Here is a 22,904-nt window from a genome sequence, read left to right as displayed (position 1 = left end):
CCACCGATTGATGGCTAAACGAAGGAATGATTTAAAGCAATTTGCGGCCTAACATAAAAGCTTCGGCAGCTTCGACTCCTATGGTAGCCCCGCGCAAACCAGATAAATAAAGGGAATTTTTAACGGATCGAGCATGTGGCCAAGGCCTCATCTCATTGTTGTATTGCTCTAAAGCATTCAGCTTCAGATCTATCGTATCCGATACATCCACAAACCAGTTCGGTGTAAAAGCGTTGGCCTCTATAGGTTGCCATTCTGTACTGGAAGTCACCTCAAAAAATAACAGTTCTCTCACTTTATGCTTGTTGGGAATAGGACGGCAGGCTGTAATAACTGCCTGGTGAATATGCCGATGGTCTGTATTTACATCACCAATGTGATGAGTATAAACAATGTCTGGTTGATATTGGTCGATCAATTCCTCCACTACTTTAATGATATCTAAAAGGGGGATGGAATCCATTCGGTTATCGGGGAAATCATAAAGCTTTAACTCGGTTACGCCAATCACTTGATTCGCTTTGTTAGCCTCTCGAGCAAGTTTCTCTAACTCTTCTTCATTTTTCGAACGGTTCCTCGTTTTATCGCGACTGGTAATGCCTTCGGCTAAGATCGCCACGTAGACTTGATCCCCATCCTTGACATGCTTAGCCATCGTCGCCCCACAGCCTAATATTTCATCATCTGGATGAGCCGCAATCACTAATATGTTCAATTCTGTTGCTCCTCTCGATACTCGCCTTTGTACCATCCGATCACTTTCTTACCCTGGATAGGAGAATGGGACGCTACGACTCCATCCCTTTTATAGGGGCCCTTATAATTAAACGCCATTCCTTGTATATCGGTGAGAGCTCCCCCTGCCTCTTCGAGGATCAAATGAGGGGCCGCCACATCCCAGTCTTTGACCTCCACATCTTTTATGAACAAATCGGCCGTTCCATCGGCTACTTTGCAAATCTTTAAGGCAATACTCCCACATTCCACATAGCGCGAACATGAGAAATGATCATACACAGCTTTTGCTATGCCTTGGGGCGAAGGGGTGTTATCAATGACAGAAGAGATCTCTTTGCTTTTCCTAAGCTTGAGTTTAGATCCGTTAAGAGAGGCCCCCTCACCCTTCACAGCTACGTAAAGGTCATCCAATTTGGGCGCATAAATTGCAGCCATGATCGGCTGGTGATTTTCGATTAAAGCCACTTGGGTGACGAAACCCGAATAGCCCTGAGCAAAACTGGCCGTTCCATCAATAGGATCGATTAACCAATACTTTTTCGGCCTATGGTGGACCAAGGACATCGGGTCTTCTTCGCTGATCACAGGAATCGCACCATCCATGTCTTGTAAAGCCTGCTTTAAATTATGGTGGGTCAACCGATCAGCTTTGGCTTTAAACTGCGTTCCTTCCCAGTGCCCCTTCTTCCCATTAAGGGACTGATCCAGGAGGAGCTCCCCAGCTTTTAACACGATTTGTTCCATTTTTTCAATCATTGCCTTCACCCTTCCCAAGCAGAACCTCTCTCCATGGATCACTCTATATTTGTTTGACGGTTTAGAAAATCTTCTTCTGAGATACATTCATCCAACGATTGCCGAAGCAAAACGATCCCTTCCTTCCATACCAGGGGAGCTGATGCTTTCCTTCCTGTTAAGGCCTGATCTAACAACACATTTAGTTCGTCTATTCCACTTGCTATCGTTAACGAGACACTGGTTGAAAAACGCGGATTAATCTCAAATATATAAGGTTCCCCATGAGGGTCGAGTTTTAATTGAACGTTGAATGGCCCATTAGCTTTCATCTCTTTCTGAACTTTTGAACAAATACGGATCACTTTTTCGTTTCTTCGGGTCACCGCCATTTTTGTGATATTTTGTTTGTGAACAATTTCTTTAGGAATGACACTTTGGACTTCGCCATCACGCCAAACCACCACAGAAACCGTAAATTCCTTTCCAGGAATATATTCTTGTACTAAGATGGATGACAATTGATCTAAACCATTACAGTACGCCTGGAAATCTTCTTTTGTTTTTAGCACTTTCACCCCACGGCTTCCTCTCCCTACTCGTGGTTTTGCAATGATCGGGAAAAGCAAACCTTCGCACCCTTCACTGGCCAGTTTGGTTTTCGGTACAGGAATTTGATGCCGGGCTAACTGATTCATTAACTGATATTTATCCAAACATAGCGCTGTGAAATTTCTTTGAGGCAAAAGAACAGGGAGATGCCCCTCCTCCTCGAGTTTTATAGCACTCAATAGCTCCTCATCAACCAAAGGAATAACCGCATCTACCTTTTCTTCACGACAAATTTTTTTTAGAGTGGGAAAAAAGTGAGAGGAAGTTCCAGCTGGCAGAATAAATCCTTTATCAGCTATATATAAGCCAACCGCATGCCGGACCATGTCTCCTGCGATGACTCGAATTCCTTTCTGCTTTAAAAGTTTAATCAATCCAGGAACGGCAGCCCCCCCTGCTCCTGTAATAAACACGGTTCTCTGGGTCATTTAAAATCCTCCCAACAAATCCAATGATCTTCTTTTATGTTCTTCTTCACCGTCATTCCAACCAAATGTTTATAAAATTGAGGAGAAACTCCGTATCCTGGTCGCTTTATGCATAAGTCTTCCTCTTTAATGATGTCTCCTTTAGCTATGTTTCTTGTTGTATGCAAGCTTCTTCTGCCTTTATCAAACATTTCTACTTCTTGATTACGAGGGCCATTTTTGAGGCCATCCCCTAAAGCCTTCTCTACGTCTCTAATTTTCGCCACCATCGCTTGAAGCTCATTAGGTTCCATAGCAAATGGATGATCCGGTCCCGTCAGGCTTCGATCTATAGTGAAATGTTTTTCAAGGAGACAGCTTCCTAAAGGAATGGATGCTAAAGGGATATGATCTCCAATGGTATGGTCAGAATAACCCACCAAACACCCGAATGCCTGCCGCATGGTTTGAATCGCCTTTAAGTTGGATAAGTCCACCGGAGCTGGATAAAGGGAGGTACACTGCAAAAGGACGATTTGATGATTCCCTACTTCTAAGCAGCTATTGATAGCAGCTTGGATATCCGTATAATTAGCCATCCCCGTAGAAAGGATCACCGGTTTTTGATAACGAGCCATATGCTTGATTAAGGAAAGGTCCGGTAAATCGAAAGAGGATACCTTAAAGGCGGCTATATTTAACTTGCCGAGTAAATCAACAGCTTCATAATCACAGGCGGTTGATAAAAACGTAATGCCTGTAGATTCGGCATATCTACTTAATTCTAAAATCCACTCCCTATTTAATTCTAAGGATTCTATAATCTTAAAAGTAGACTTTCTGTGTTTCTTTAAGTACTTAAAATCAGGGGTGTATCTGGAATAATGTTGTTTCGCTTGAAACAATTGAAATTTCACAGCATCGGCCCCAGCTTCAGCGGCCACCTTGATTAACTCTTTTGCCTGCTTGAGATCCCCGTCGTGATTGGATGCTGCCTCGGCCACAATATACGTACGAGCATTTCCTAGTGGGGTTTGATCGATAACCACGGTTGGATCCATTTTTTTGCCCCCGTTCTATTAAGACTTTACTTTTATCAAAGAGAGATGAGCCTAGTTTTTCATTTGTTTAAAATAAAATTCAATGAGAGGATCAAACGTTTGGTGAATCGTCGAGAAAGTAAACCCTAAACTTGTGGCTCTGTCCGTGTTAATGGAGCACGATCCATCTAATTCATACCGGGAAGCATTTTCTCCGGTGACCCTACTTGTAATATTGACAGGCAACCTCGTTTGTTGCTGTATTTTCTTGAGAAGTTCCCCTATAGAAAGATCTTCTCGACAGCCTGGGTTAATGGCTCCGGTAAATGGGGATGCACCCATTTTACATAAGAAATCAGCAGCCTCCGCAAAATGGATAAAACTATATCTTGCATTTATATTAGAAACACCAATGGGTTCATTCTTTAATACTTTATTCATATGAAACTCTAACCTTTTCGTATGATCTCCTTGACCAACGACGATAGGAAAGCGAACAGCCACCACTTCAAATTTTCCATGATTAAGTAATACAGATTCAGATCCTCTTTTTCCTTCCTGATATCCAGCATAACCTTGATAGCTCTTTTTCGTGCGATACTTAAAAGAAAAATGATGGGGATTAAAGGCTTCTTCCTTTTGGTTTATCCCAAATGGATAGACAGCTTGAGAGGAAGTCAAAATATACCGTTTCACTTTTCCTTCTAAGGAAGAGGCAGCATCAAAGGCTTCCTTTGGGGTATAACAAGTTTGGTCGTAAACGATATCCCAACTCTTGTTTTTAAAAGCTTTTAAAAGAGTGGATTGTTGCGTACGATCAATGATTAAACGCTCGACTTCATCTCCAAAAGGATCACTTGTCAAACCACGAGTGGCTATCGTCACTTTATTCCCGGATTCTAGTAATCTATTTATGAGTTGTTTTCCAAAAAAACGGGTGCCGCCTAAAACCAAAATTTTTTTCATTGGAGTCCCCTTCCCCCCTACGGTTCATGTACTTTAAAAATATACGGGCATTTTTAGGCCCACCTGTAAAGAACACACTTACAAACTTATTCATTTTATGCTTTGACTATGACTCGATCGGTCACGAAAAAACACCCCTATAAAAGAAGAGGTGTTTTAGATGATAGATGTGAATGACTTCACAACTTGCTCCATACATGAAATTTGGGTTAACCTGGTGTAATCTCAAATAGTTTATCGTGTAATTTACGGATCACGATTGGGTGATTAGCCTTTTCAATATGATTCAGTGCCTTGAAAAAATCTTCAATTTCATGAACTGTCAAATGGGGAAACTTCTGTTTTACAATCGTATTGACCTGGTAGATTCGTTTGTTTGATTCTTTCCTTAGTTTATTAAGCAAAGGGGTATGTCGAGGAACGCGAGTGAGAGGACTTTCAGCTACGGGAAGTTTATTTAATACTTGGAGGATGTTTTCATAGGCATAGCTTTCCCGAGCAGCAGCATAATGCTTAGATAATAATTCTAATTTTTTGTCTTCATTAAATTTGTGGCGATGGAAGTTATAACTGTCCATCTCATGATCCATAAATTGAAATAATTCATCTAGATTATGAACCTTTATGGAAAGTTCATTAGGTAGATCAAATGTGTCCTCTACAGTAGTTACATAGGAAATCACAGGTCTTTCAAGCAGGAAGCTTTCCACACCTGTCGTACAGCCCGTATGAATGACAAGTTTTGAAGCCATAATCCAATTGACGACATTGTCTTCATGGACAACATATACATTCTTGCACTCTACTAAATCTTGTTGGTACACATTAAACTTATCACTCGGATGGGGGCGAATCACAAAGGTAAGATTGGGATACCTCGTACTAGCTTTTTTGATCATGATGATAAAGTCTTTATATTCCCTCGTCATTTTCTTATGAATTTTTTCTCCATAAGCTTTTCGAAGATTAGCGACCACTTTTCTATTGAGGGTTCCATCATCGTTTATTGATTTTGTATAGAGAGGGAATCTGGTGTTAACAAGGATAAAATCCCCATACTTCTTCTTGATCGCTAATGCTTTTTTTTCAAACAAAGTCCTGTACTTTTTCTTCAATAGATCTAGGCGTGGATTCCCGGTAATCAAACACTTGTTCCTTACTCCTGGGTAAGCCCTAATAATGGTATTTTTTTGAACCTCTCCCCAACATAGTTCATAATCAAGCAAGTCTAAACTCTCTCGGCTTACATGTTTTTTGAGATATAATTCTTTTTCTGTTAGCGGGAAGCCTTCTTCTTCGAGGTTGACTACTGTGTGGCCTTTACTTTTAGCCATTTCAAACCTTCTTACTTTATCTACACAGGTATAACCTTTATCAAGAAAAATACCTTTGGGCAAATACTCCAGAGCTTGTTCCACCATCCCGGACAGCCCTAAAACCACTCGATAGCCTTGCTGGACAGCATAATACGTTAAAAGTAACTTTGCATCTAATTCCCTTACTTTAGTTTCAATGGGTAAATACACCCACTTGTTATTTCCTTTTTTCTCCGGCATGTTTTTGCCTCCCTTTAGTAATTAAATTTACGTTTATTCCGACCTTCCAACTATCATAAGAAGAAAAGTAGCTGATTCAAAATACAGCTTTATCCAAAATAAACGTTTATTTATTTTACGTACGGTTAGACAAACGGATCGTGGTATTTACAATTGTTATAAAAAAGGGCAAACACCTTAAGGGTTATGTTAGGCCATGATCTTAAGAAAAATTGGCCAAATTTTTTAAATCAAATCATTCGCCTGTACATATACAAGCTTCACCCTAAAGTATCAAAACCTCCTATATTTCTTAAAAGGAAACAAATGACGATGTGACGAATATATAAGACAACTTATTAAGTCGATAGAATGACTTGTGCCGATGAAACGACTACATTACGAGGGAAGGTGACGAAGATCGATTACGAGCGCACGTACACACTTGCTGAAATTGCTAAAAAGATGAAACGCCCCCGCACTACCCTACAGTCATGGAAAAATCAATTTTATGAATTTCTGCCGTCTGTAGGACGCGGGAGAAACATGCGTTACGAAGAAGTGGCCTTAGAGGTTTTTAGTATTATTGAGAGAATGAAAGAAGCTGGAGAACCTCCAGAACGCATTCGAGAAGTACTACAAAATTCCGCACCCATCAGAACGATAGACGACGTACCAAATGACGTGATGCCGAAACCTATCGTAAACACGAGGATTGACGGATATGAAGCTTTTTTCAAGGAGATCCAAAGGCAGAATCAACTATTGATAGAACAAAATGAATCCTTCCATAAACAGAACCAAGAACGAAAAAAAGAGTATGAAAAATTAAAAGAACAATTGAACAACATCCAGGAAACCAATGAAACGTCAAAGGAACATATGCTACAGCAAGAGAATCGAAGAGATGAACGGCTAATGAAAACCATGAAAGAAATGATGGAACAAAAACAAAAGCCAGGGTTCTGGTCTCGATTATTTGCTACTCGAAAAGAGAATGATCCTGAGACTGAACAAACGTTAAGATAGACTTTCACAAATATATGAGACACCTCACAAACGTAAACGTTGATGTTTACGTTTGTTTTATTTTAGGAAGTTAAAATGTCAAGAAGTATGCGCATTTAAACGGTAATCCCCATCTTTCTATTAAACAACAGGTCATTTAGCTTGAAAGTAGTTCCCAGCTAGGATAGAGGTTGGAATCAATAGAGAACTTATAAAAAAATGGACAATAAAAATGGCATCTTTTTATAGATAGAATCAAGATGCCGAATCAATATCATTTTTAATTATGAGACTTGAAGGTCTTCCGGAGCTAACTTAATGGCATCTGCCCTGCACTCAGGACATTGAGTATAAAGAACATAAATAGACTTTTCGTTTAGGTGGTGCTCTCTTACTTTAATTATTTTCATTCTGTCATTAAAGCAACTTACACATCTCTTTTGGATGGTTTGACCTTTATGATATTGATTCATAAGAAACCTCCTAATTAAGGGGATTTTTTACATCTTTAGTCTATCTCTTGGTTAGATGGAAATCAATAGGAAACAAGGTGTAGGAGGAAGTGTTTTTTGTAATATAATCAAAAAAGTGTTATCCTTCGTTATCCCTTCTTTAGTGCTTGTTTCAACAAAATATTGGCGATCTCTGACACCCTCTTTTTCTCTTTTAAAGCTCTTAGTTGGATTTCCTCATGTATGGATTCCTCTATAATATAAGTAACTTTTTTCAGGTTCACTACGTTTCTGGAATTCTGGTTTTCTGGAATTCCAACTTTCTGGCTTTCTGGTTTTCCAGAATTCTGGCTTTCTGGAATTCCAACTTTCTGGCTTTCTGGAATTCCAACTTTCTGGCTTTCTGGTTTTCTGGCTTTCTGGTTTTCTGGAATTCCAGCTTTCTGGCTTTCTGGTTTTCTGGAATTCTGGCTTTCTGGTTTTCTGGAATTCTGGCTTTCTGGAATTCCAGCTTTCTGGCTTTCTGGAATTTTTGCTGCATCTACTTGTTCTTTAGATGCTTTCCCGAATATTAAAGACATAGATAAAACCTCATGCTCTGGACGATCCCCAGCATATACCCACTTACGTGTGGGTCCATGACCATCCGAACGGAATCCCACCCGTCTCAACGATCGGGGAAGACTGGTGCGATCAACCCCAATATCTTTGGCTATGTCTACTTGTTTTTCTCCTGAGTCAAAACGCTTCAACAATTCACCGTAAGTGATCATCTACAACACCTCCGATATGTTTATCTTTAATTTCTCCATCTTATATGAATTCTCCTGCAACTTAGAGGCAAGTGAAAGAAAAAATGTATCTCTTTTGAAGCCTCATAAAAAACGTTATTAACCTTAAGCAAAGACTACGGTGTAATAACTTAACAATATGTAATAAAGATAAACAAGTGGGGTAGAAAAAGAAAGGTCTTTTATAAAAAGGAATATCTCCATAAAACGTCTTTGAAAATAATACAATAATTACAAACGTAAACGTTGATGTTTACGTTTGTGAATCCTATATATAAACACTCTTGATCAAAAGCATAAATTGAAGACCAGGTAAGTATTAAAATGACAAACATTTACGTAAACGTTTGTGTTATGATAGTATGAAGAAAAAGTTTGAAGGAGGGAGATTATGGGGACGACCATAAGTTTCGGTATCCAAAAAGGTGGGGTAGGAAAAACAACCACAACAGCTATTTCTAGTTATCTCTTAGCAGACATGGGATATCGGGTACTCGCAGTTGACTTTGATAGCCAAGGAAACCTGACAGGGATGCTTACCCAAAAAAACATTTATGATTTTACAGAACACACCGTATTACAGGCATTACAAGAGAAGGACCCAGTACCCTACATACATCGCGTGCGTGACAACTTAGATATTTTACCTGCAGAAGATTTTCTTTCTATACTGCCACGTTATATCTATAGAGAGTATAAAGGAAAACCCACTGATTTACTGAGAGAAACATTAGATGTAGTAAAAGAAGAGTATGATTTTATCCTGATTGATTTACCTCCAAATCTAGGAGATCATACCATTAATGGACTGACAGCTTCAGATTATGCGGTCGTTATGCTGCAATCAGAACCTTTTTGTTATGATGCGCTAGATCGTTACTTAGAATTTTTAGCAGGGGCTCAAGCTAATACAAATCCTGATTTAGTTTTAGCCGGCATTCTTACAACCATGTTGGATGCTCGAGCCACCATTGATTCATCTATATTAGATCAGGCCAAAGAAGACTTTGAAGATCTTGTTTTTGAATCGGTCATTCGTCGCAGGAGCCGAATCAAAGAGTTTTCTATTGAAGGCATTCAAAACCGATTAAAAGCTGACCGTGATGCTCTTGCCCCATATCAGAGTTTTATTAAGGAGTTGATCCATCGTGTCAAAGAAAGACAAATACAGTAACTTATTAAATAGAAGAAATTCTAGCGCAGAAAAAAATGAAAAACAATTAAATAAAGCCCATGACTCTCTATTTCAAAAAGAAGAGCCTAAACAAGAGAAGAAAAAGGCTGCGCCTCAAAAAAAGAAAAAATTTGAGGACAAATATAAACGAGCTACATTTTACATTGAAAATGACATCATCAAGCAATTAGATAGCCAAGCAGGAAAAGAGAAGGGGGAAAAAACCCGAATCGTCAATGAGGCTCTTCGCCAATTTTTATCATAAAAGTTCAGCACTACAAACGTAAACGTTGATGTTTACGTTTGTTTTTTTATGGGGATTAATCAATCTTACTACCGCCGTCCGCAACTTGCTTCCGTTGCTAAAGGTTTGCGGTCAGAACCCATCAAAAACCGCTGCCTTCCGATCCTCAACCTAGATTAGGTGGAGAAGATTACTTGAAGACTTATGATTTGTATCCACTTTATTTATAGCCATCCCCACAAATACAAACGTTTACGTAAATATTGTTATGAGAATCCAGCCTCTTATTTTTATGAGATTGCAAGATTTCTTACGGTCCATACAAGTCTCTAATCCATGCATATACTAGTACCATACTCTTGAAAGGAAGAATAATTAAGTATGAAAACCATAGTAATTGATCCCGGACATGGAGGCACAGATTCAGGAGCTACATCTCAAGGTTACTTTGAGAAGAACTTTAACTTATCGATTGCTAGTAAGGTTAGAGATTTTTTATTTGAAAACTACGAAGTTAAAATTGTTATGACGAGAGGGAATGACACAACCGTCTCTTTACAAGCACGTTCCGATCTGGCTAATGCTCAAAATGCTGATTTTTTCTTATCTATTCACAATAATGCAGGTGGGGGAACCGGATTTGAAAGCTTTATCTTTAATGGTACTGTTTCTACAATTACGCATACCTATCAAGATGTCATTCACAATCAGATCATAAATGCTATCGCTTCAAAATATAACGTTACGAATCGCGGGAAAAAAAGAGCGAACTTCCATGTTCTTAGAGAGACCAGAATGCCTGCTTTGTTATTAGAGGTATTGTTTGTTGATAATAATCGAGATCTCTCCCTTCTTAGGAACAATACGTTCATTAATGACGTTTCCATTGCTATAGGCCAAGGAGTCGCAAGGGCACTTAACTTATCAGTTAAAACTTCCCCTGATGGACTTTTTAAGGTTATTGCAGGTTCGTTTACCGAAAGAAAGAACGCAGAAGATCGCGTTGAATACCTTAGCCAAAGAAAAATTAGCTCATTTATAGTTCCAACCACAATCTCTGGTGTTCAATATTATCGTGTTCAAGCTGGAGCTTTTGCTAGCAGAGAAAATGCTGAACTTCAAGTAGAAGCTTTAAAAGCTGCTGGTATTACCGACGCTTATATTATAAGTGACACTGTTTCGCCGCCAACTCCGCCTCCGCCCACCCCTGAAGAAAGATTTACGATCCAGGGAGTCTCTCTACTAAACGCCTTTCAGCTCGATCATTTTGTAAAAACAGTTAATCCTAATGCGCCATTGTTAGGGGAACATTATATAAAGTATGGGGCCATCTACGGGGTTCGGGGAGACGTTGCTTATGCCCAAGCCATGCATGAAACAGACTATTTTCGCTTTACAGGTCTAGTAGACAAGAACCAAAATAACTTTGCTGGCATCGGAGCTACAGGACCGGGGAATCCTGGTGCAACTTTTAAAACACCGGAAGAAGGAGTGCACGCTCATATTCAACATTTATTCGCTTACAGTTCTAAACAAAATATCCCTCCAGGATATGAAAAAGTAGACCCTAGATTTGACCTTGTGACACGTGGAAGTGCCACAACATGGACTCAATTAAATGGGAAATGGGCTGTGCCTGGAACCACTTACGGGCAAAGTATTATATCTCTGTTCAAGCGTAATGCAACTTATACAATCGGACAAATTGAAAAACAGGTAGAAGACCTCCAAAACTTATTGAAAGAGATCGAATAACAAAAAGAAGGATTGTCCCAATGACATTTTTTCTATTTCCCCACATCATCTAATTTCCAACTAACGTTTATGTAGGTGCATTTGTTTAAAAATGAGATTTTTAGAAAAACACAAACGTAAACGTTGATGTTTACGTTTGTGTTTTTTGTTCACATTAGTAACAATATATCTTTTACAATCCTTTTATTTTAATTGCTTGATCACATCAGTCAGTTAATGATGTATCCATCTATTCAAAACTCTATGAAAGAATGTGGTTGGATTATTAATCTTCTCTAACCCCCCTTTTAATAAAAACACAAACATTTACGTAAATTTTATAGACGTCCATTTGATTTTATATAGCGTTTACTATCACTCAGATAAAAAGGAATACAAAGGGGTTTCACAGTGCCCATACTACTAGATAACTATTAAGAAATTATATCATTACATAACCTAAATTCGTCATTAGTTCTATTGGCCTCGTTTTATCTAGAATATTATGGGAATACTCTTTCTGAATTCAAATCATCTAATGAGGAGGCATTTATATGAAACACTATTATTCCTTCAGCTTTATCTTAGTGCTTGGCTTAATTCTAGGGGCTTGCGGTACATCGGATAATCAAGAAAATACAGATTCTTCAGAGGAGCAAACCCAGGAATCCAATGAGGAAACTTCGGAAGAAACCGGTAATGAAGGGGAAGATACGGAGTTTGTATCTGGCGTTGATACTGTCATTAACTCCGTCGAGCAATTGAATAGTAGCTTAGAAGATTCAGCAGATGCCAATACAATTAATGAAGAAGGAAAAACACTTGAGGAAAATTGGGACCAAATTGAAAAGAAAGTAGAGGAACAATTTCCAGATCAATATGCGAAAATAGAGGAAAGCCTTTACCCACTTATTGATGAAGCAAAAAAAGACTCCCCTGACGTGGAAAAGATGAAAGAATGGATACAACCTACTTTGGAGAGCTTGAATGAACTTAAACAAAACATAGACAACACGCAGGACTAGGGAAGCAATATCTCTACCCGGACATTTCGGAGCTCCCCATTTTCTCAAGGAAAAAGCGCAACCGTTGACGTTTGCGCTTTTGTTGATATTCACTCAAAAGGTGATGGTATAGGATACGAATGAGAGGGCGTTATCTTTCAAAAAACACCCCCTATCAATTTCTTTAAATATAACAAACGTAAACGTTGATGTTTACGTTTGTTATATTTTTGTGGTGCGTATTTTCATTGTCCCCCTTTTTCCTTTCTGGATTTTTTCTATATATTGGATCAGGTAACGCTCTGTGATCCGTGTTGGTATATATCCAAGTCGTTCGTAAACTAAATTCTCTAATACAAACATTTTTCTCGTCATATATGTGTATGCCTCACCGGAAACCTTTTCATATTCCTCGTACTGGCGATCCTCCGAAATATCCATAACCTTATGAAACACAAGATTCTGATGATACATTGTACCACGCTCCGTTCTGGCTTTTTTCAACAAATCCAACAATTCAAAGGTAGAAAGCTTCATAAGTTCCGGTGTGGATTTATGAATATAGCTCTCTAAAGCGAATTCTCGTATCCTGACGCTCACTCGCTCATGATTTTCTTTTACCTGCGATACCTTTAGCTGCATGTCACAAAAATCACAGAAATACCCCTTTGTTATTTGTTTAAGTGGAGTTCCACAATAAGCACACGTCTTCAATTCATGTTCCTCCTTTATCCCTATTGAATTCTTTCTTTGAGAGTTATCCCTTTAAGATGGAAACATTTACGTAAACGTTGATGTTTACGTAAATGTTTGTGTGATGTTCCACTGTAGTAGCCTGCATGGTCGACCCATGCAGGCCACTTTTAATGAAATTCAGTACGTAGTATGTGATCACTGGCTTTTTGTGCTTTTTGAGAAGCACTTACAATTAAAGTTTTATCGTCTTTTAATTTCCGCAACCATGATTGAATATAAGAGGCGCTATTATCAATCGTTTGATTTTCAATCCCGGTTACCCCGCAAAGCATCGAAGCTCCTAACTCAGCAATCAATTCTTCTTTGCTGTAGTTCTTACTGCCAAAGCGAATTTCTCCAGTAATCCCTTCTCGGTGGAGTCGGTTCTTATGACCGGTGCTGTGCACCATTTCATGAAATAAGGTGCTGTAATATTCGTGAATGTCCTCAAAATCTTCTTTAGGAGGGACGTTGATCCGATCCTCAAACGGCACATAGTAGGCTCGGCCACTAACAAAGGTGTAAGAAGGGGCATTGAAATATTCTTCTTTGACCTTTTCAGCTTCTTCAATGGGATCATGTTCGAACGTTTCAACGGTTCGTTTCGTTTCTAACCCTTCAACTTGAGAGCCGACTTCAAACACTCGATAATAACGAAGCAAAGGAATCTTTTTATCTTCTTCCGTTTCTTGATCTGCGACGTGAAGCATCTTCCAAAACACCACAATATGAGATTTTTCCCCTTTCTTTACCTTGCCGCCAGCTTCTTTGATCTGTTTAAAGGTGGCATATTCTCCGCCATCCAAAAGCATGGTATTAATACCTCGATAAGGTTTTTGTGTTTTCCAATTAACCGCCATGCCATTTCTAAAAGGTTTTCTCCAAGGGACAACTCCCTGCTCCAACTTCTCAATCATTTGGTTGGTAATCATTTCATAAATTTTTTTACTCATGATTTTCTCCTCCTTATTTTTCTTTTGGAACTCCGAAACGAAGGGGGTTCCCCAAAAGGGAATTATTTTTCCCTTTTGCTATGGAGAATCTCAAAACGCCCATAAAAAGGAGTCCATAATTCCATGGAATACCGTAGCGAAGCGAGGATATGCCGTGAAAGGTTATGGACTCCTTTTTCATTTTCTTAGCTTGCAGCAGGAAAGGTTCGGGTGTCCTGCCTGCTGCAAGGTTAGAAAATGTGGGACGTTTTACGATTCGGAGTGCAAAAGGAAAAATAACCAAAATAAAAAAGCAGACGTTGGTCTGCTTTCCTTTGTGTGAACAATCCATTTTGCTATTGAACTTCGACTCGTCGTCGGCCACTTCTCTTTAAGCATCATACATGTCACTAGAAATGTAACGAATGAGGCAAGGTAGTACTTTAGAGGGAGTATACGTAGGGGAGATGTTCATGATCAACAACTACAATTTGACGATCACCACCATCTATAGGAGACGTACAATCAATAAACCCTTTAGACGTTTTAAAGACCTGTCTTTCTTAAGAAAGACAAACGTAAACATCAACGTTTACGTAAACGTTCAACACCTAAATAGATTCTTTTTTCTAGACGATTTTTACAAGGAAAAGGGCCTTTTGGCCACGGAATTCATGTTGGAATTTTCTTCCTGTTATCAATCCCTCAAAAGCATAAGCGTTAGTTGGCGGACCGATGGTCATAAAACATTTTCCTATCTCCTAGTTTCTTAATCAGTCCTTCTTCCTCAGCTTTTTTCCAACGCTTGACCGATAGGACGTCCAATGCTTCTTTCTCTCCTTTTGTTCTACCTCTAGTTCGCTTTCGTCTTCCGTTTCGACTTTCCGCAATGCGCTTATTCGCTTCTTTTCTGTTGGACTCAATTCGATGATTTAGATCCTCTAGTTTCACTTTTTTCAACGCTCCCCCACCTCTTGCTAAGACTAGTATGGCTCAGCTATTGAACCTTTATGACGAAGAGAGCAAAAAAAGAACCCACAGATCATGTCTCTGTAAGTTCTTTCGAGTCAAACCACGGTTCAATAAGAGGGTAAATATTCACTTGTTTGGCTTGTTGAATCAAGTAATCCAGGTCTATATCATCTTTGTGAATTAAAAACATTCTATACGCCCATTCGTAATCTTCATCCTCTTCCGGGTACTTTAGGGTAAAAGCAATCCCTTCGATTCGATGAATAATGATATCCTCTACACCTATGACGTACAGTACCTTCCCATTAGGAAGGGAGATCTCATACACACGATCAAGACTCCCTTCCAGCTTGTTTGAGGGGACTTCAACGGCAATCTCAGATTCTACATGATACCATTCCCGTTGAGTGCGCTGGAACCCTAATTTAGTAAGAAGTTCATCAAATAAATCCCAACGCTCACTCACGAAATCAATATCATGGGTGTGATAATCATTTCGGGTATAGATTTCAACCGATAACCCGCCTACGACAATAGGAGTAATTCCCTTATTTTTAAAATAATCGGTCAAGAGGGAAGCAAATTCAAGTTGACGTTCAAATTTAGGCTTCTCTCCCAAGAATTTAAGAGCTTCTTTTAAGTCTCTAACGGTAGTCATAGTACATGGACCTTTGCCCTGTTTTAATGATCTTCCCTGCCCTAACAGCTTTTTGCCATCGAGCTATCGATATCTCGTTTAACGCTTGGACTTCTCCAGGGGTACGGGGCCGAGATTTCTTTCTTCGCGCTGAGGAGCGAGCTGACGTTCTTATGACCGCATTCGCCTTTTTACAGTTATTATTGATATTTTGGTTGATTTGTTCAAGAGTAACCGTCCGCATGAATCTCATCCCCACCTTTTAATGTTATTATTTACCTATATAATACCTTACATTTCATCCATTGAGAAGTATGGAAGGATTCTTTTAATGACAGTGTAACCCTTGCGAATAAGAATTAATCATTACAAGATCCTGGTAGCCAAACACGAAGAACATACGCTAAAAAGGTGGTTCTTCCTACTCTAACGAAATTCGGCTTTTATTTAAATGTCGAACGTGCTGTCATACAAGATATAACAGTCCCACTATCGCTTGCTCTATGCGGATTGAAAACATCTATCACTCTGCTTACTGTAATGAACATATAATTATAAAAAGAACGGAGATCTGCTACAATCTCCGCTCGATGATCCCACTACATTCACAAGAAGTGTGGTGGCCTTAGATGGAAAATAACCCACCCTTTAGCCGCTAAACTAACAGGGTGGGTTATTTTTTGTGTGTTTCAATGACAAGCACTATCACAAACGTAAACGTTGATGTTTACGTTTGTTTTATTATATTTCCGAAGGAAACGTAAGGGAAGAGAGGATTTCGTAAATTATTACCCTAGTAAGCCCCCATTATCAGGCGCCGGAAATGTGAAGGATGGTGGAGTAGTTTGTGTAGTGCAGCGATTCTGATTGACATCACAGATGTTTCCAGATCCATCTTGCAGTACAGGACGGGTAACTGTAATGGTAGTGCGTAAAATAATTTTAAATAAGATCCCTTCGAGTAGATCACCTACAACTGGACCTGTGAGGACGGGAACACCGGGTTGTGTGAAAATTCCTTCAACTTCAAGAGGGGTTTCTTGTAATATATCTTGAGGACAAGCTCCCGGAAAATCCGTATGTGCTTGAAACGGAATACTCGTAGTAAGAGGCGCGAGCACTACTCCCCCTACAAGGGTTATTGTAATTGTTGCAGGAATAAGACCGATATTAACTACTTTATCTCTAATGACGCGAGCGTTCATAGTAATTCCATCCAAATTTGGAACAACACTTATAGATACAATATCCTCCAGTGATGTCAGACCGTCAAAAGCAGTAATTGGTAAGGTTGTTTCTGCTACTTTCTGGACCGATCTTGATCCAACGACAGAGTTCACTAATATGCAGTCGGTATCTAAGCATGTTTTCTTAGGGGCAGCTGTAGCATTACACGAACACCCCTCTTCTTTCTTACAGTGGTTATGTTTGGATTTTTTACTCACTTTTTTTACATCGCCATGGCAACAAGCTTTTTTTCTCACATACATAGGTTCTTACCTCCAGAAAATAAGAAATCCCTATAATGCTATGACAAGAGCCCGGATTGGATTGGACTCAAACCTATTTTGATGGATTAGTTGCTCTTCACCCAAGCACTTATTTTCCGTACAGTACCCATTTACGGATATCTATTGTTAGAAAATAAGCGAAACTTAACTGCGCACGTTTGAAGTTAATTTTTGTACAATTACAGACGAATGCCTAATTCACCATTAACACAAACGTAAACGTTTGTGTTAATGTTATTATACTCTCATTGTAGAATTATTTTCCATCATGTTACTTCAAATTATTTTACCCTATATATAAAACCTTGAGCTTTCGGAGGGATAATGTGAGTCAGTATCAAGTAGGAGTTATTTTTAAGCCGAAGACCCGACGATTTTGTATAAAATTAATCGTCCTTGACATGGTTTTTCGTCATTTTTAAGTCCGCCACCAAAATTGTGGGTTTATGTATATGTGTTTTTCTTTTGTATGCTTAACTTGTTGACGAGTATTCAAGGATGATGTAAGATAAGCTACAGTTTATGAGTATAGACTGCGCACAGAGGAGCCCATTATTACTCCAAAGGGGAGTAACTTACAGTTATGTCGACGGCTAAACTGGCTACATTAATGTCGTTTGCGAGACCTTTGCCATTTCAGGTGAAGGTATGAAATTACACGTTGAAAGACCTTTACCAACCATCGGTAAAGGTCTTTTTTGACTTTATTAAAAGGTGGAAGATTAGCATTCGTGAGGTAAAGTCCAAATATTTAAGTTTAGTACAAGAGTTAAGTGATATAAATAATCTAAGTGCTTCATTCAAAGATTTTAGGAGGGCATTTAAACTGAAAAAGAATTTGGTGAATTTTTTAAGAATAGGGCGGCCTAAAATCGACCTGATTCTCGACTCTCAGAAATCAAGTAAAATGGAAGGGATATTTTCTCTATACGGTGGCTGGACAGAACAGCGCATTCACCGCCTTGAATGTGATCTTGTTAAAGTAGCTAGAGGGGAAAAACCAAATTTTGTAGCTCCAGTAGTTACAAGGCTCATGGCTCAAAGTATTAAACCTAAGGAATATATTGAGGTACCTTTCCACTACCAGCTGCCGGCAGATCTTCCGCCTTTACAAAAAGGGGAAGTTTATCAACTTCAAACAAGACTTGTTGTAGATAAGAATATGAAATGCACAGATACGGATGAATTAACAACTATGCATCAACTTTCTTAATTAGAAAGTGCTTTAATATGTAGCATTGTAATAAGGGCAATTGTATTTACTAAAGGTTATAAAAACATGGAGGTGAATCCCTGTTTTTTTGGGGACTGATTGGATATTATACTCGTAACGAATTTGTTTTTAGTTGTGCTTTTAATTATATTAACTGCCTTTTTTGTAGGGTCAGAGTTGGCTGTTGTCAAAGTGAGGCTCTCTCGGTTAGATCAATTAATTGATGAAGGAAATAAAAAAGCAGTAAAAGCAAAAAAACTAGACTATTACCTTTCTGCCTGTCAACTCGGTATCACCGTCACAGCATTAGGTATTGGGTGGTTAGGAAAACCGACGGTAGAAAGACTTTTAAGTTTACTGAACTTAGGAGGGCTTTTTTTAGTACTTATAAGGTATTGTCCCTTTTTGGTTAACGATTCCTGTTGTCTTCTAAAACAAGGACTTTTTATTCGAGTCCATGATTCTTACTTCCTTTCTTGAGGATTATTTACATTTATCCCCTTTATTTTAGTGCTATCTAAAGAATTTTTTTACTTTATTATGTCTAATGAACATTTACAATTTTTAACATAATATCAAAATTTAATTAAAATTACCTGGCAGGTCTATGTTACACTTTCGATGAATTCATAAAAATTGGGAGGAGAGTACATATGTTCAAGAAGTTAAGCATTATTGCTCTGGGGACAGGGCTGATTCTTGGGGCTGGAGGAGGCTGGGTGCAGCAGGCTGATGCACAAAAGCCAGACTGGGCTGGGAAAGGTAAACCTGATCATGCTGGGCCAAAAGAAAAGGTGGAAAATGTGATCTATATGATTCCCGATGGTTTTAACGCAGATTACGCTACGAACTACCGTTGGTATAAGGGGGAAGATGCGGTATGGGACGAGCATTTAAAAGGGCTGCATAAAACCTATTCTGAGGATTCTAGAGTCACCGACTCCGCAGCTGCCGGAACAGCCATGGCATCCGGCGTAAAAACGACTAATGGTACGGTAGGATTGGATGAGGAAGGAAATGAAGTGGAAACCATCCTTGAAGCTTCAGAAGACCAAGGGAAATCTACGGGTCTAGTGGCGACCTCTACGATTACTCATGCTACACCGGCTGTATTTGCCTCTCATGTGGAATCTCGTGATAATGAAGCCGAAATTGCCAAGCAAATGCTTGCGAACGATGTGGATGTAATGCTCGGTGGCGGCAAAGACTTCTTCGTACCCGAGTCTGAAGGGGGAGAACAAGAGGAGAATCTAATAGAGCAAGCTAAAGAAGAAGGCTACACAAGTGTGGAAACGCAGGAGGAATTAATGGACGCCGATGATATTGATGTAGAAGACGGTGAAAAACTTCTAGGTTTATTTGCCGATGGTCCTTTAAATCCTGAAATTGACCGAGAAAGTACAGAACAACCTAGTCTTTCAGACATGACTGAACGTTCGATTGATGTTCTTGAGCAGGACAAAGATGGATTTTTCTTAATGGTTGAAGGCAGCCAAATTGACTGGGCTGGACACGATAATGATCCAACCTGGGCAATGAAAGATACAGAAGCTTTTGAACAAGCTGTAGAAAAAGCCATTGAATTTGCTGAAGAAGATGGAAATACACTTGTCGTTATAGCTGGTGACCATGAGACTGGTGGAATGACTGTTGGATCTAATGGCGTGTATGACACGAAGCCCGAGCTTGTAAAAGATGTTACAGCAACGGGAGCAGCCATGGCTGAAGAATTAAACGAAGACCGTTCCAACGTGGAGGAAGTAGTAGAAGATCATACACCGTTTGACCTGACCGAAGAAGATGTTCAAACCATCCAGGAAGCTGAAGATCCAAAGATGGCTATTAACCATTATATCAGTGATGAAGCCTTAGTCGGCTGGACCAGTTCGGCCCACACGGGGGTGGATATTCCTGTTTATGCTTACGGTCCCCAATCCGATTCTTTCAGTGGTCTGCTTGATAACACCGACCTTCCAAAGATTATGGCAGAAGCTATGAAAATCGATTTAGCAGATAAATAATATGAACCTTTTATAAATAGAAGAAACGGCAGTCATGTGGCTGCCGTTTCTTAATTAGTTGGTTTAACTCAATTCAGTTGATCCCAAAAAGCTCTTCCTTCCTCCAAGAGCTTTTTTCTTGTTTTTTTCCGTTTCTCATTATTCATCGCGCGACAAGATTGACAATTTAAAAAATCCTGCCCCTTACCTATAAAGTAATGAAAAGGTCTTCTCTTTTTACATGTAGAACATATCTTCTCTCGATGTTTAAAAGATTTTTGGCTCAAAATATCCCTTCTTCTTCATAAATAATATAGGAAAGTCACCTTTGAATCATTTGTTGGTTGGTCTGGATCTATTACATTTTGCGTCCATTATAGTAGAAAAGAAAAGTCGATGTCGAGTGTGTTCACAGATATTTTGTTTTTTCTTAATGGAAGAATAAGGCATTACATTGTTGAATAGAAGGTTTCGAACGGCATTGTTTCGGAAATTTTACTAATATGACATTATCATTACAAGATATAATGATCATAAATGGGGGGTGCGAAATGCCAAGTTGGTTACGCTTCGTGAGTTTATTCTTTTTGACCATCCTTGCTCTTATGGGATATCTTGGGGGATTTCTAGTATTGATGGATCAACTTGTATCCTGAAGAAAATTTCTTATGATCGTCATACTGGAGGAGGGACTGATCCTTTTTCCTTTCCTCTATTATTTGTCCCAACCTTGAATTGCTTCATCATCGGGGGGGGATGGTTAATCTCACCCTCGACGAAAACGTAAACGTTGATGTTTACGTTTGTTGTAATTCCGATATAAAGGGAAAGTGAGGTCATTATGTATACTATAGGATTCTATGAAAGACAAAAGAAATGAGGGCACAATGCATATCATTTCTTTTTGGTTGGAAGTTGCAATTGCTGTCTTTAAGTGAAGGCATTTAGCACGGCACGACCCGTGCAATGGGAAAGCCCGGTAAAAGGACTCAACCATAGTATGTATGAACATTTCAAAAAAGACTAAAGACTTGCTTATCAGGGAAATGAATGCGATAAGGGAGGAAACAGGGATGGAGGAGTGGGAGAAAAAATTATTTATGAGGCAGCTTAAACACATAGAAAAACAGTATAAAGTATGTACAGATACCAGATTTAAATTAAAAATACGACAAGAAGTACTTTTTTTTAGAAGACTTCTTTTGGATAAAGACTCCATTTATAACAAGTAAGACCTTTTGGAATCATCAAATCCCAACGGGGTCTTTACTATATGGACTAACTGATAAACCGCCCCTGTTCAAAAGTTGACCAGGTCATTATATATAACTTGCTTTCGGTCCTTAACTTGAAAAGTGTGATTATTTTTTCTATAATGAACATATAATTATAAAAAGAACGGAGATCTGCTACAATCTCCGCTCGATGATCCCACTACACCCACAAGAAGTGTGGTGGCCTTAGATGGAAAATAACCCACCCTTTAGCCGCTAAACTAAACAGGATGGGTTATTTTTTGTGTGTTTCAATGACAAGCACAATCAACGTTGCGAAAGAGATCATGAGGGTTAACGTCTCAAATACTGTCATAGGCTACACCCCCTTTCTATGAGGGAGTGCCACCGCCCCATCCTGTTTGCATAGTGGTATCCATATTATAGCAAACGCAAAATAATTTGTGGGAAATTCGGCGATATTTTTACCCACCCAAAAAACAGGGAGGTCTCCCTTCTTTTCATGATTCTTAATCAATGAGCTTTTAGGTGAAAGCAATAGTATGTCCTAGTCTTAATAGACAATATGCATTGCCAAAAAACGTAAACGTTGATGTTTACGTTTGTGTTTAGTGTGCTATTTTACTCTCATTGTAGAATTTCTACGTAACTGCTTTTTTCAAAAAAACGAATGAATAGCATCAGTTTCTGGTGAGACGATGAGACTCAGATTCAAATAATTCCTGTTCTTTTGATGCTGCTTAAAAAATTATACAATTTTCAGCTCTTTTAGTGAGTAAACTCCTATTCCTTAATATTTAACCCCAGGACTACCCTTAGGAGGATTCCATGAAAAGTAGCCAGCTAAGTAAAGTGAATTCGGATATAACCAAAGAAAAATTCGAGAGCTTCCTGAAAGAGAAAAACAGGAAAAAAAGAAGGCTCGAAAACCAAAGAATATTGATACTACTTCTGGTAAATAACGCATCTGCATTATTCAAATTCTTTCATTGCGGCTTGTATAGATTCCACATAAACTTTGAACTCTTCCGTTTGATTGGAGGAGTTGCTTCGAGAGGAAAAGCTGATATCTCCGTTTTTAAAAAATGCTTTCCTCTGTGCCCTTGTAATCTCCAGCTGCACGCCTCGTTCTGTTTTTGTTTTGTTTGTGAAATTGTCAGGGTGATCGCCGTTAAGGTGCTCAGGAGTTACAGCTACTTCAAACCCATTTTCCTCTAAATGCCGACTCA

General features: G+C 39.0%; 22 protein-coding genes and 1 pseudogene. 8 read left to right on the top strand and 15 right to left on the bottom strand.

Going from position 1 to position 22,904, the window contains the following annotated elements; genetic code table 11:
* Nucleotides 1-31: 31 nt before the first annotated feature.
* From HUS26_RS19625 to HUS26_RS19600, 6 genes are all read right to left on the bottom strand, one after another.
* Complete coding sequence (locus HUS26_RS19625; protein WP_254434316.1) at nucleotides 32-715, bottom strand: PIG-L deacetylase family protein; 684 nt, start codon at nucleotides 713-715, stop codon at nucleotides 32-34.
* On the bottom strand, nucleotides 712-1,494 hold the full coding sequence (locus HUS26_RS19620) for a 3'(2'),5'-bisphosphate nucleotidase CysQ (protein WP_173918940.1): 783 nt from the start codon (nucleotides 1,492-1,494) through the stop codon (nucleotides 712-714). The genes HUS26_RS19625 and HUS26_RS19620 overlap by 4 nt, the downstream gene beginning before the upstream one ends.
* A 38-nt stretch (nucleotides 1,495-1,532) precedes the next feature.
* The gene (locus HUS26_RS19615; RefSeq protein WP_173918939.1) at nucleotides 1,533-2,513 is read right to left on the bottom strand and encodes an ATP-grasp domain-containing protein; all 981 of its coding nucleotides are present in this window, start codon (nucleotides 2,511-2,513) and stop codon (nucleotides 1,533-1,535) included.
* Nucleotides 2,510-3,553, bottom strand: a complete 1,044-nt coding sequence (locus tag HUS26_RS19610; protein ID WP_173918938.1) for an N-acetylneuraminate synthase family protein — start codon at nucleotides 3,551-3,553, stop codon at nucleotides 2,510-2,512. The genes HUS26_RS19615 and HUS26_RS19610 overlap by 4 nt, the downstream gene beginning before the upstream one ends.
* Before the next feature lie 51 nt (nucleotides 3,554-3,604).
* On the bottom strand, nucleotides 3,605-4,498 hold the full coding sequence (locus tag HUS26_RS19605; RefSeq protein WP_173918937.1) for an NAD-dependent epimerase/dehydratase family protein: 894 nt from the start codon (nucleotides 4,496-4,498) through the stop codon (nucleotides 3,605-3,607).
* 209 nt (nucleotides 4,499-4,707) lie between these two features.
* Entirely contained in the window at nucleotides 4,708-6,054 is a 1,347-nt protein-coding gene (locus tag HUS26_RS19600) for a surface carbohydrate biosynthesis protein (RefSeq protein WP_173918936.1), read from the bottom strand.
* A gap of 390 nt (nucleotides 6,055-6,444) precedes the next feature.
* On the opposite strand from HUS26_RS19600, the gene HUS26_RS19595 reads away from it, so the two are divergent.
* Nucleotides 6,445-7,062: a MerR family transcriptional regulator gene (locus HUS26_RS19595; protein ID WP_173918935.1), complete on the top strand. Its 618-nt coding sequence runs from the start codon at nucleotides 6,445-6,447 to the stop codon at nucleotides 7,060-7,062.
* Nucleotides 7,063-7,325: 263 nt separating this feature from the next.
* Here HUS26_RS19595 and HUS26_RS19590 read toward each other — a convergent pair whose 3' ends face one another.
* Nucleotides 7,326-7,514, bottom strand: a complete 189-nt coding sequence (locus HUS26_RS19590) for a hypothetical protein (RefSeq protein ID WP_173918934.1) — start codon at nucleotides 7,512-7,514, stop codon at nucleotides 7,326-7,328.
* Nucleotides 7,515-7,642: 128 nt separating this feature from the next.
* A complete protein-coding gene (locus HUS26_RS19585; RefSeq protein ID WP_173918933.1) occupies nucleotides 7,643-8,074 on the bottom strand; it encodes a hypothetical protein in 432 nt (143 codons plus the stop codon).
* 601 nt (nucleotides 8,075-8,675) lie between these two features.
* Here HUS26_RS19585 and HUS26_RS19580 point away from each other — a divergent pair.
* The 4 genes from HUS26_RS19580 to HUS26_RS19565 all read left to right on the top strand — a co-directional run bounded on the left by HUS26_RS19580 (nucleotide 8,676) and on the right by HUS26_RS19565 (nucleotide 12,461).
* Nucleotides 8,676-9,458, top strand: a complete 783-nt coding sequence (locus HUS26_RS19580) for a ParA family protein (RefSeq protein ID WP_173918932.1) — start codon at nucleotides 8,676-8,678, stop codon at nucleotides 9,456-9,458.
* Nucleotides 9,433-9,723 (top strand): hypothetical protein, encoded by a 291-nt coding sequence (locus HUS26_RS19575; RefSeq protein ID WP_173918931.1) that lies wholly within the window; start codon nucleotides 9,433-9,435, stop codon nucleotides 9,721-9,723. Before HUS26_RS19580 ends, HUS26_RS19575 begins: the two co-directional genes overlap by 26 nt.
* Nucleotides 9,724-10,083: 360 nt before the next feature.
* Nucleotides 10,084-11,457: an N-acetylmuramoyl-L-alanine amidase gene (locus HUS26_RS19570; RefSeq protein ID WP_173918930.1), complete on the top strand. Its 1,374-nt coding sequence runs from the start codon at nucleotides 10,084-10,086 to the stop codon at nucleotides 11,455-11,457.
* 533 nt (nucleotides 11,458-11,990) lie between these two features.
* On the top strand, nucleotides 11,991-12,461 hold the full coding sequence (locus HUS26_RS19565; RefSeq protein ID WP_173918929.1) for a hypothetical protein: 471 nt from the start codon (nucleotides 11,991-11,993) through the stop codon (nucleotides 12,459-12,461).
* A 201-nt stretch (nucleotides 12,462-12,662) separates the two neighbouring features.
* On the opposite strand, the gene HUS26_RS19560 is transcribed toward HUS26_RS19565, so the two are convergent.
* The 5 genes from HUS26_RS19560 to HUS26_RS19540 form a co-directional block, all read right to left on the bottom strand.
* Nucleotides 12,663-13,154, bottom strand: a complete 492-nt coding sequence (locus HUS26_RS19560; RefSeq protein ID WP_173918928.1) for a hypothetical protein — start codon at nucleotides 13,152-13,154, stop codon at nucleotides 12,663-12,665.
* Between the two features lie 149 nt (nucleotides 13,155-13,303).
* Nucleotides 13,304-14,128: an ArdC family protein gene (locus HUS26_RS19555; RefSeq protein ID WP_173918927.1), complete on the bottom strand. Its 825-nt coding sequence runs from the start codon at nucleotides 14,126-14,128 to the stop codon at nucleotides 13,304-13,306.
* Nucleotides 14,129-14,827: 699 nt separating this feature from the next.
* Nucleotides 14,828-15,067 (bottom strand): hypothetical protein, encoded by a 240-nt coding sequence (locus HUS26_RS19550; RefSeq protein WP_173918926.1) that lies wholly within the window; start codon nucleotides 15,065-15,067, stop codon nucleotides 14,828-14,830.
* A gap of 82 nt (nucleotides 15,068-15,149) precedes the next feature.
* Nucleotides 15,150-15,737, bottom strand: a complete 588-nt coding sequence (locus HUS26_RS19545; RefSeq protein WP_173918925.1) for a hypothetical protein — start codon at nucleotides 15,735-15,737, stop codon at nucleotides 15,150-15,152.
* Between the two features lie 767 nt (nucleotides 15,738-16,504).
* Nucleotides 16,505-17,161 carry a hypothetical protein gene (locus HUS26_RS19540; protein WP_173918924.1) on the bottom strand — a complete coding sequence of 219 codons (657 nt, stop codon included), beginning with the start codon at nucleotides 17,159-17,161 and terminating at the stop codon, nucleotides 16,505-16,507.
* A 727-nt stretch (nucleotides 17,162-17,888) separates the two neighbouring features.
* On the opposite strand from HUS26_RS19540, the gene HUS26_RS19535 reads away from it, so the two are divergent.
* From HUS26_RS19535 to HUS26_RS19525, 3 genes and pseudogenes are all read left to right on the top strand, one after another.
* Nucleotides 17,889-18,440, top strand: a complete 552-nt coding sequence (locus HUS26_RS19535) for a sporulation protein (RefSeq protein WP_173918923.1) — start codon at nucleotides 17,889-17,891, stop codon at nucleotides 18,438-18,440.
* A 99-nt stretch (nucleotides 18,441-18,539) separates the two neighbouring features.
* Nucleotides 18,540-18,791 (top strand): annotated as a pseudogene (locus HUS26_RS19530) (CNNM domain-containing protein); the annotation flags it as partial.
* Nucleotides 18,792-19,093: 302 nt separating this feature from the next.
* On the top strand, nucleotides 19,094-20,461 hold the full coding sequence (locus tag HUS26_RS19525) for an alkaline phosphatase (protein WP_173918922.1): 1,368 nt from the start codon (nucleotides 19,094-19,096) through the stop codon (nucleotides 20,459-20,461).
* A 1,488-nt stretch (nucleotides 20,462-21,949) separates the two neighbouring features.
* On the opposite strand, the gene HUS26_RS20325 is transcribed toward HUS26_RS19525, so the two are convergent.
* Both HUS26_RS20325 and HUS26_RS19520 read right to left on the bottom strand, forming a co-directional pair.
* A complete protein-coding gene (locus HUS26_RS20325) occupies nucleotides 21,950-22,030 on the bottom strand; it encodes a putative holin-like toxin (RefSeq protein ID WP_371809645.1) in 81 nt (26 codons plus the stop codon).
* A 617-nt stretch (nucleotides 22,031-22,647) separates the two neighbouring features.
* On the bottom strand, nucleotides 22,648-22,904 hold a 257-nt coding region (locus HUS26_RS19520), incomplete at its 5' end, for a poly-gamma-glutamate hydrolase family protein (protein WP_173918921.1).

This window comes from Halobacillus sp. Marseille-Q1614 (genome assembly GCF_902809865.1).
Lineage (GTDB): Bacteria > Bacillota > Bacilli > Bacillales > Halobacillaceae > Halobacillus_A.
Note: the sequence above shows the minus strand (reverse complement) of the source record. Positions and strands in the feature narration are given on the sequence as shown.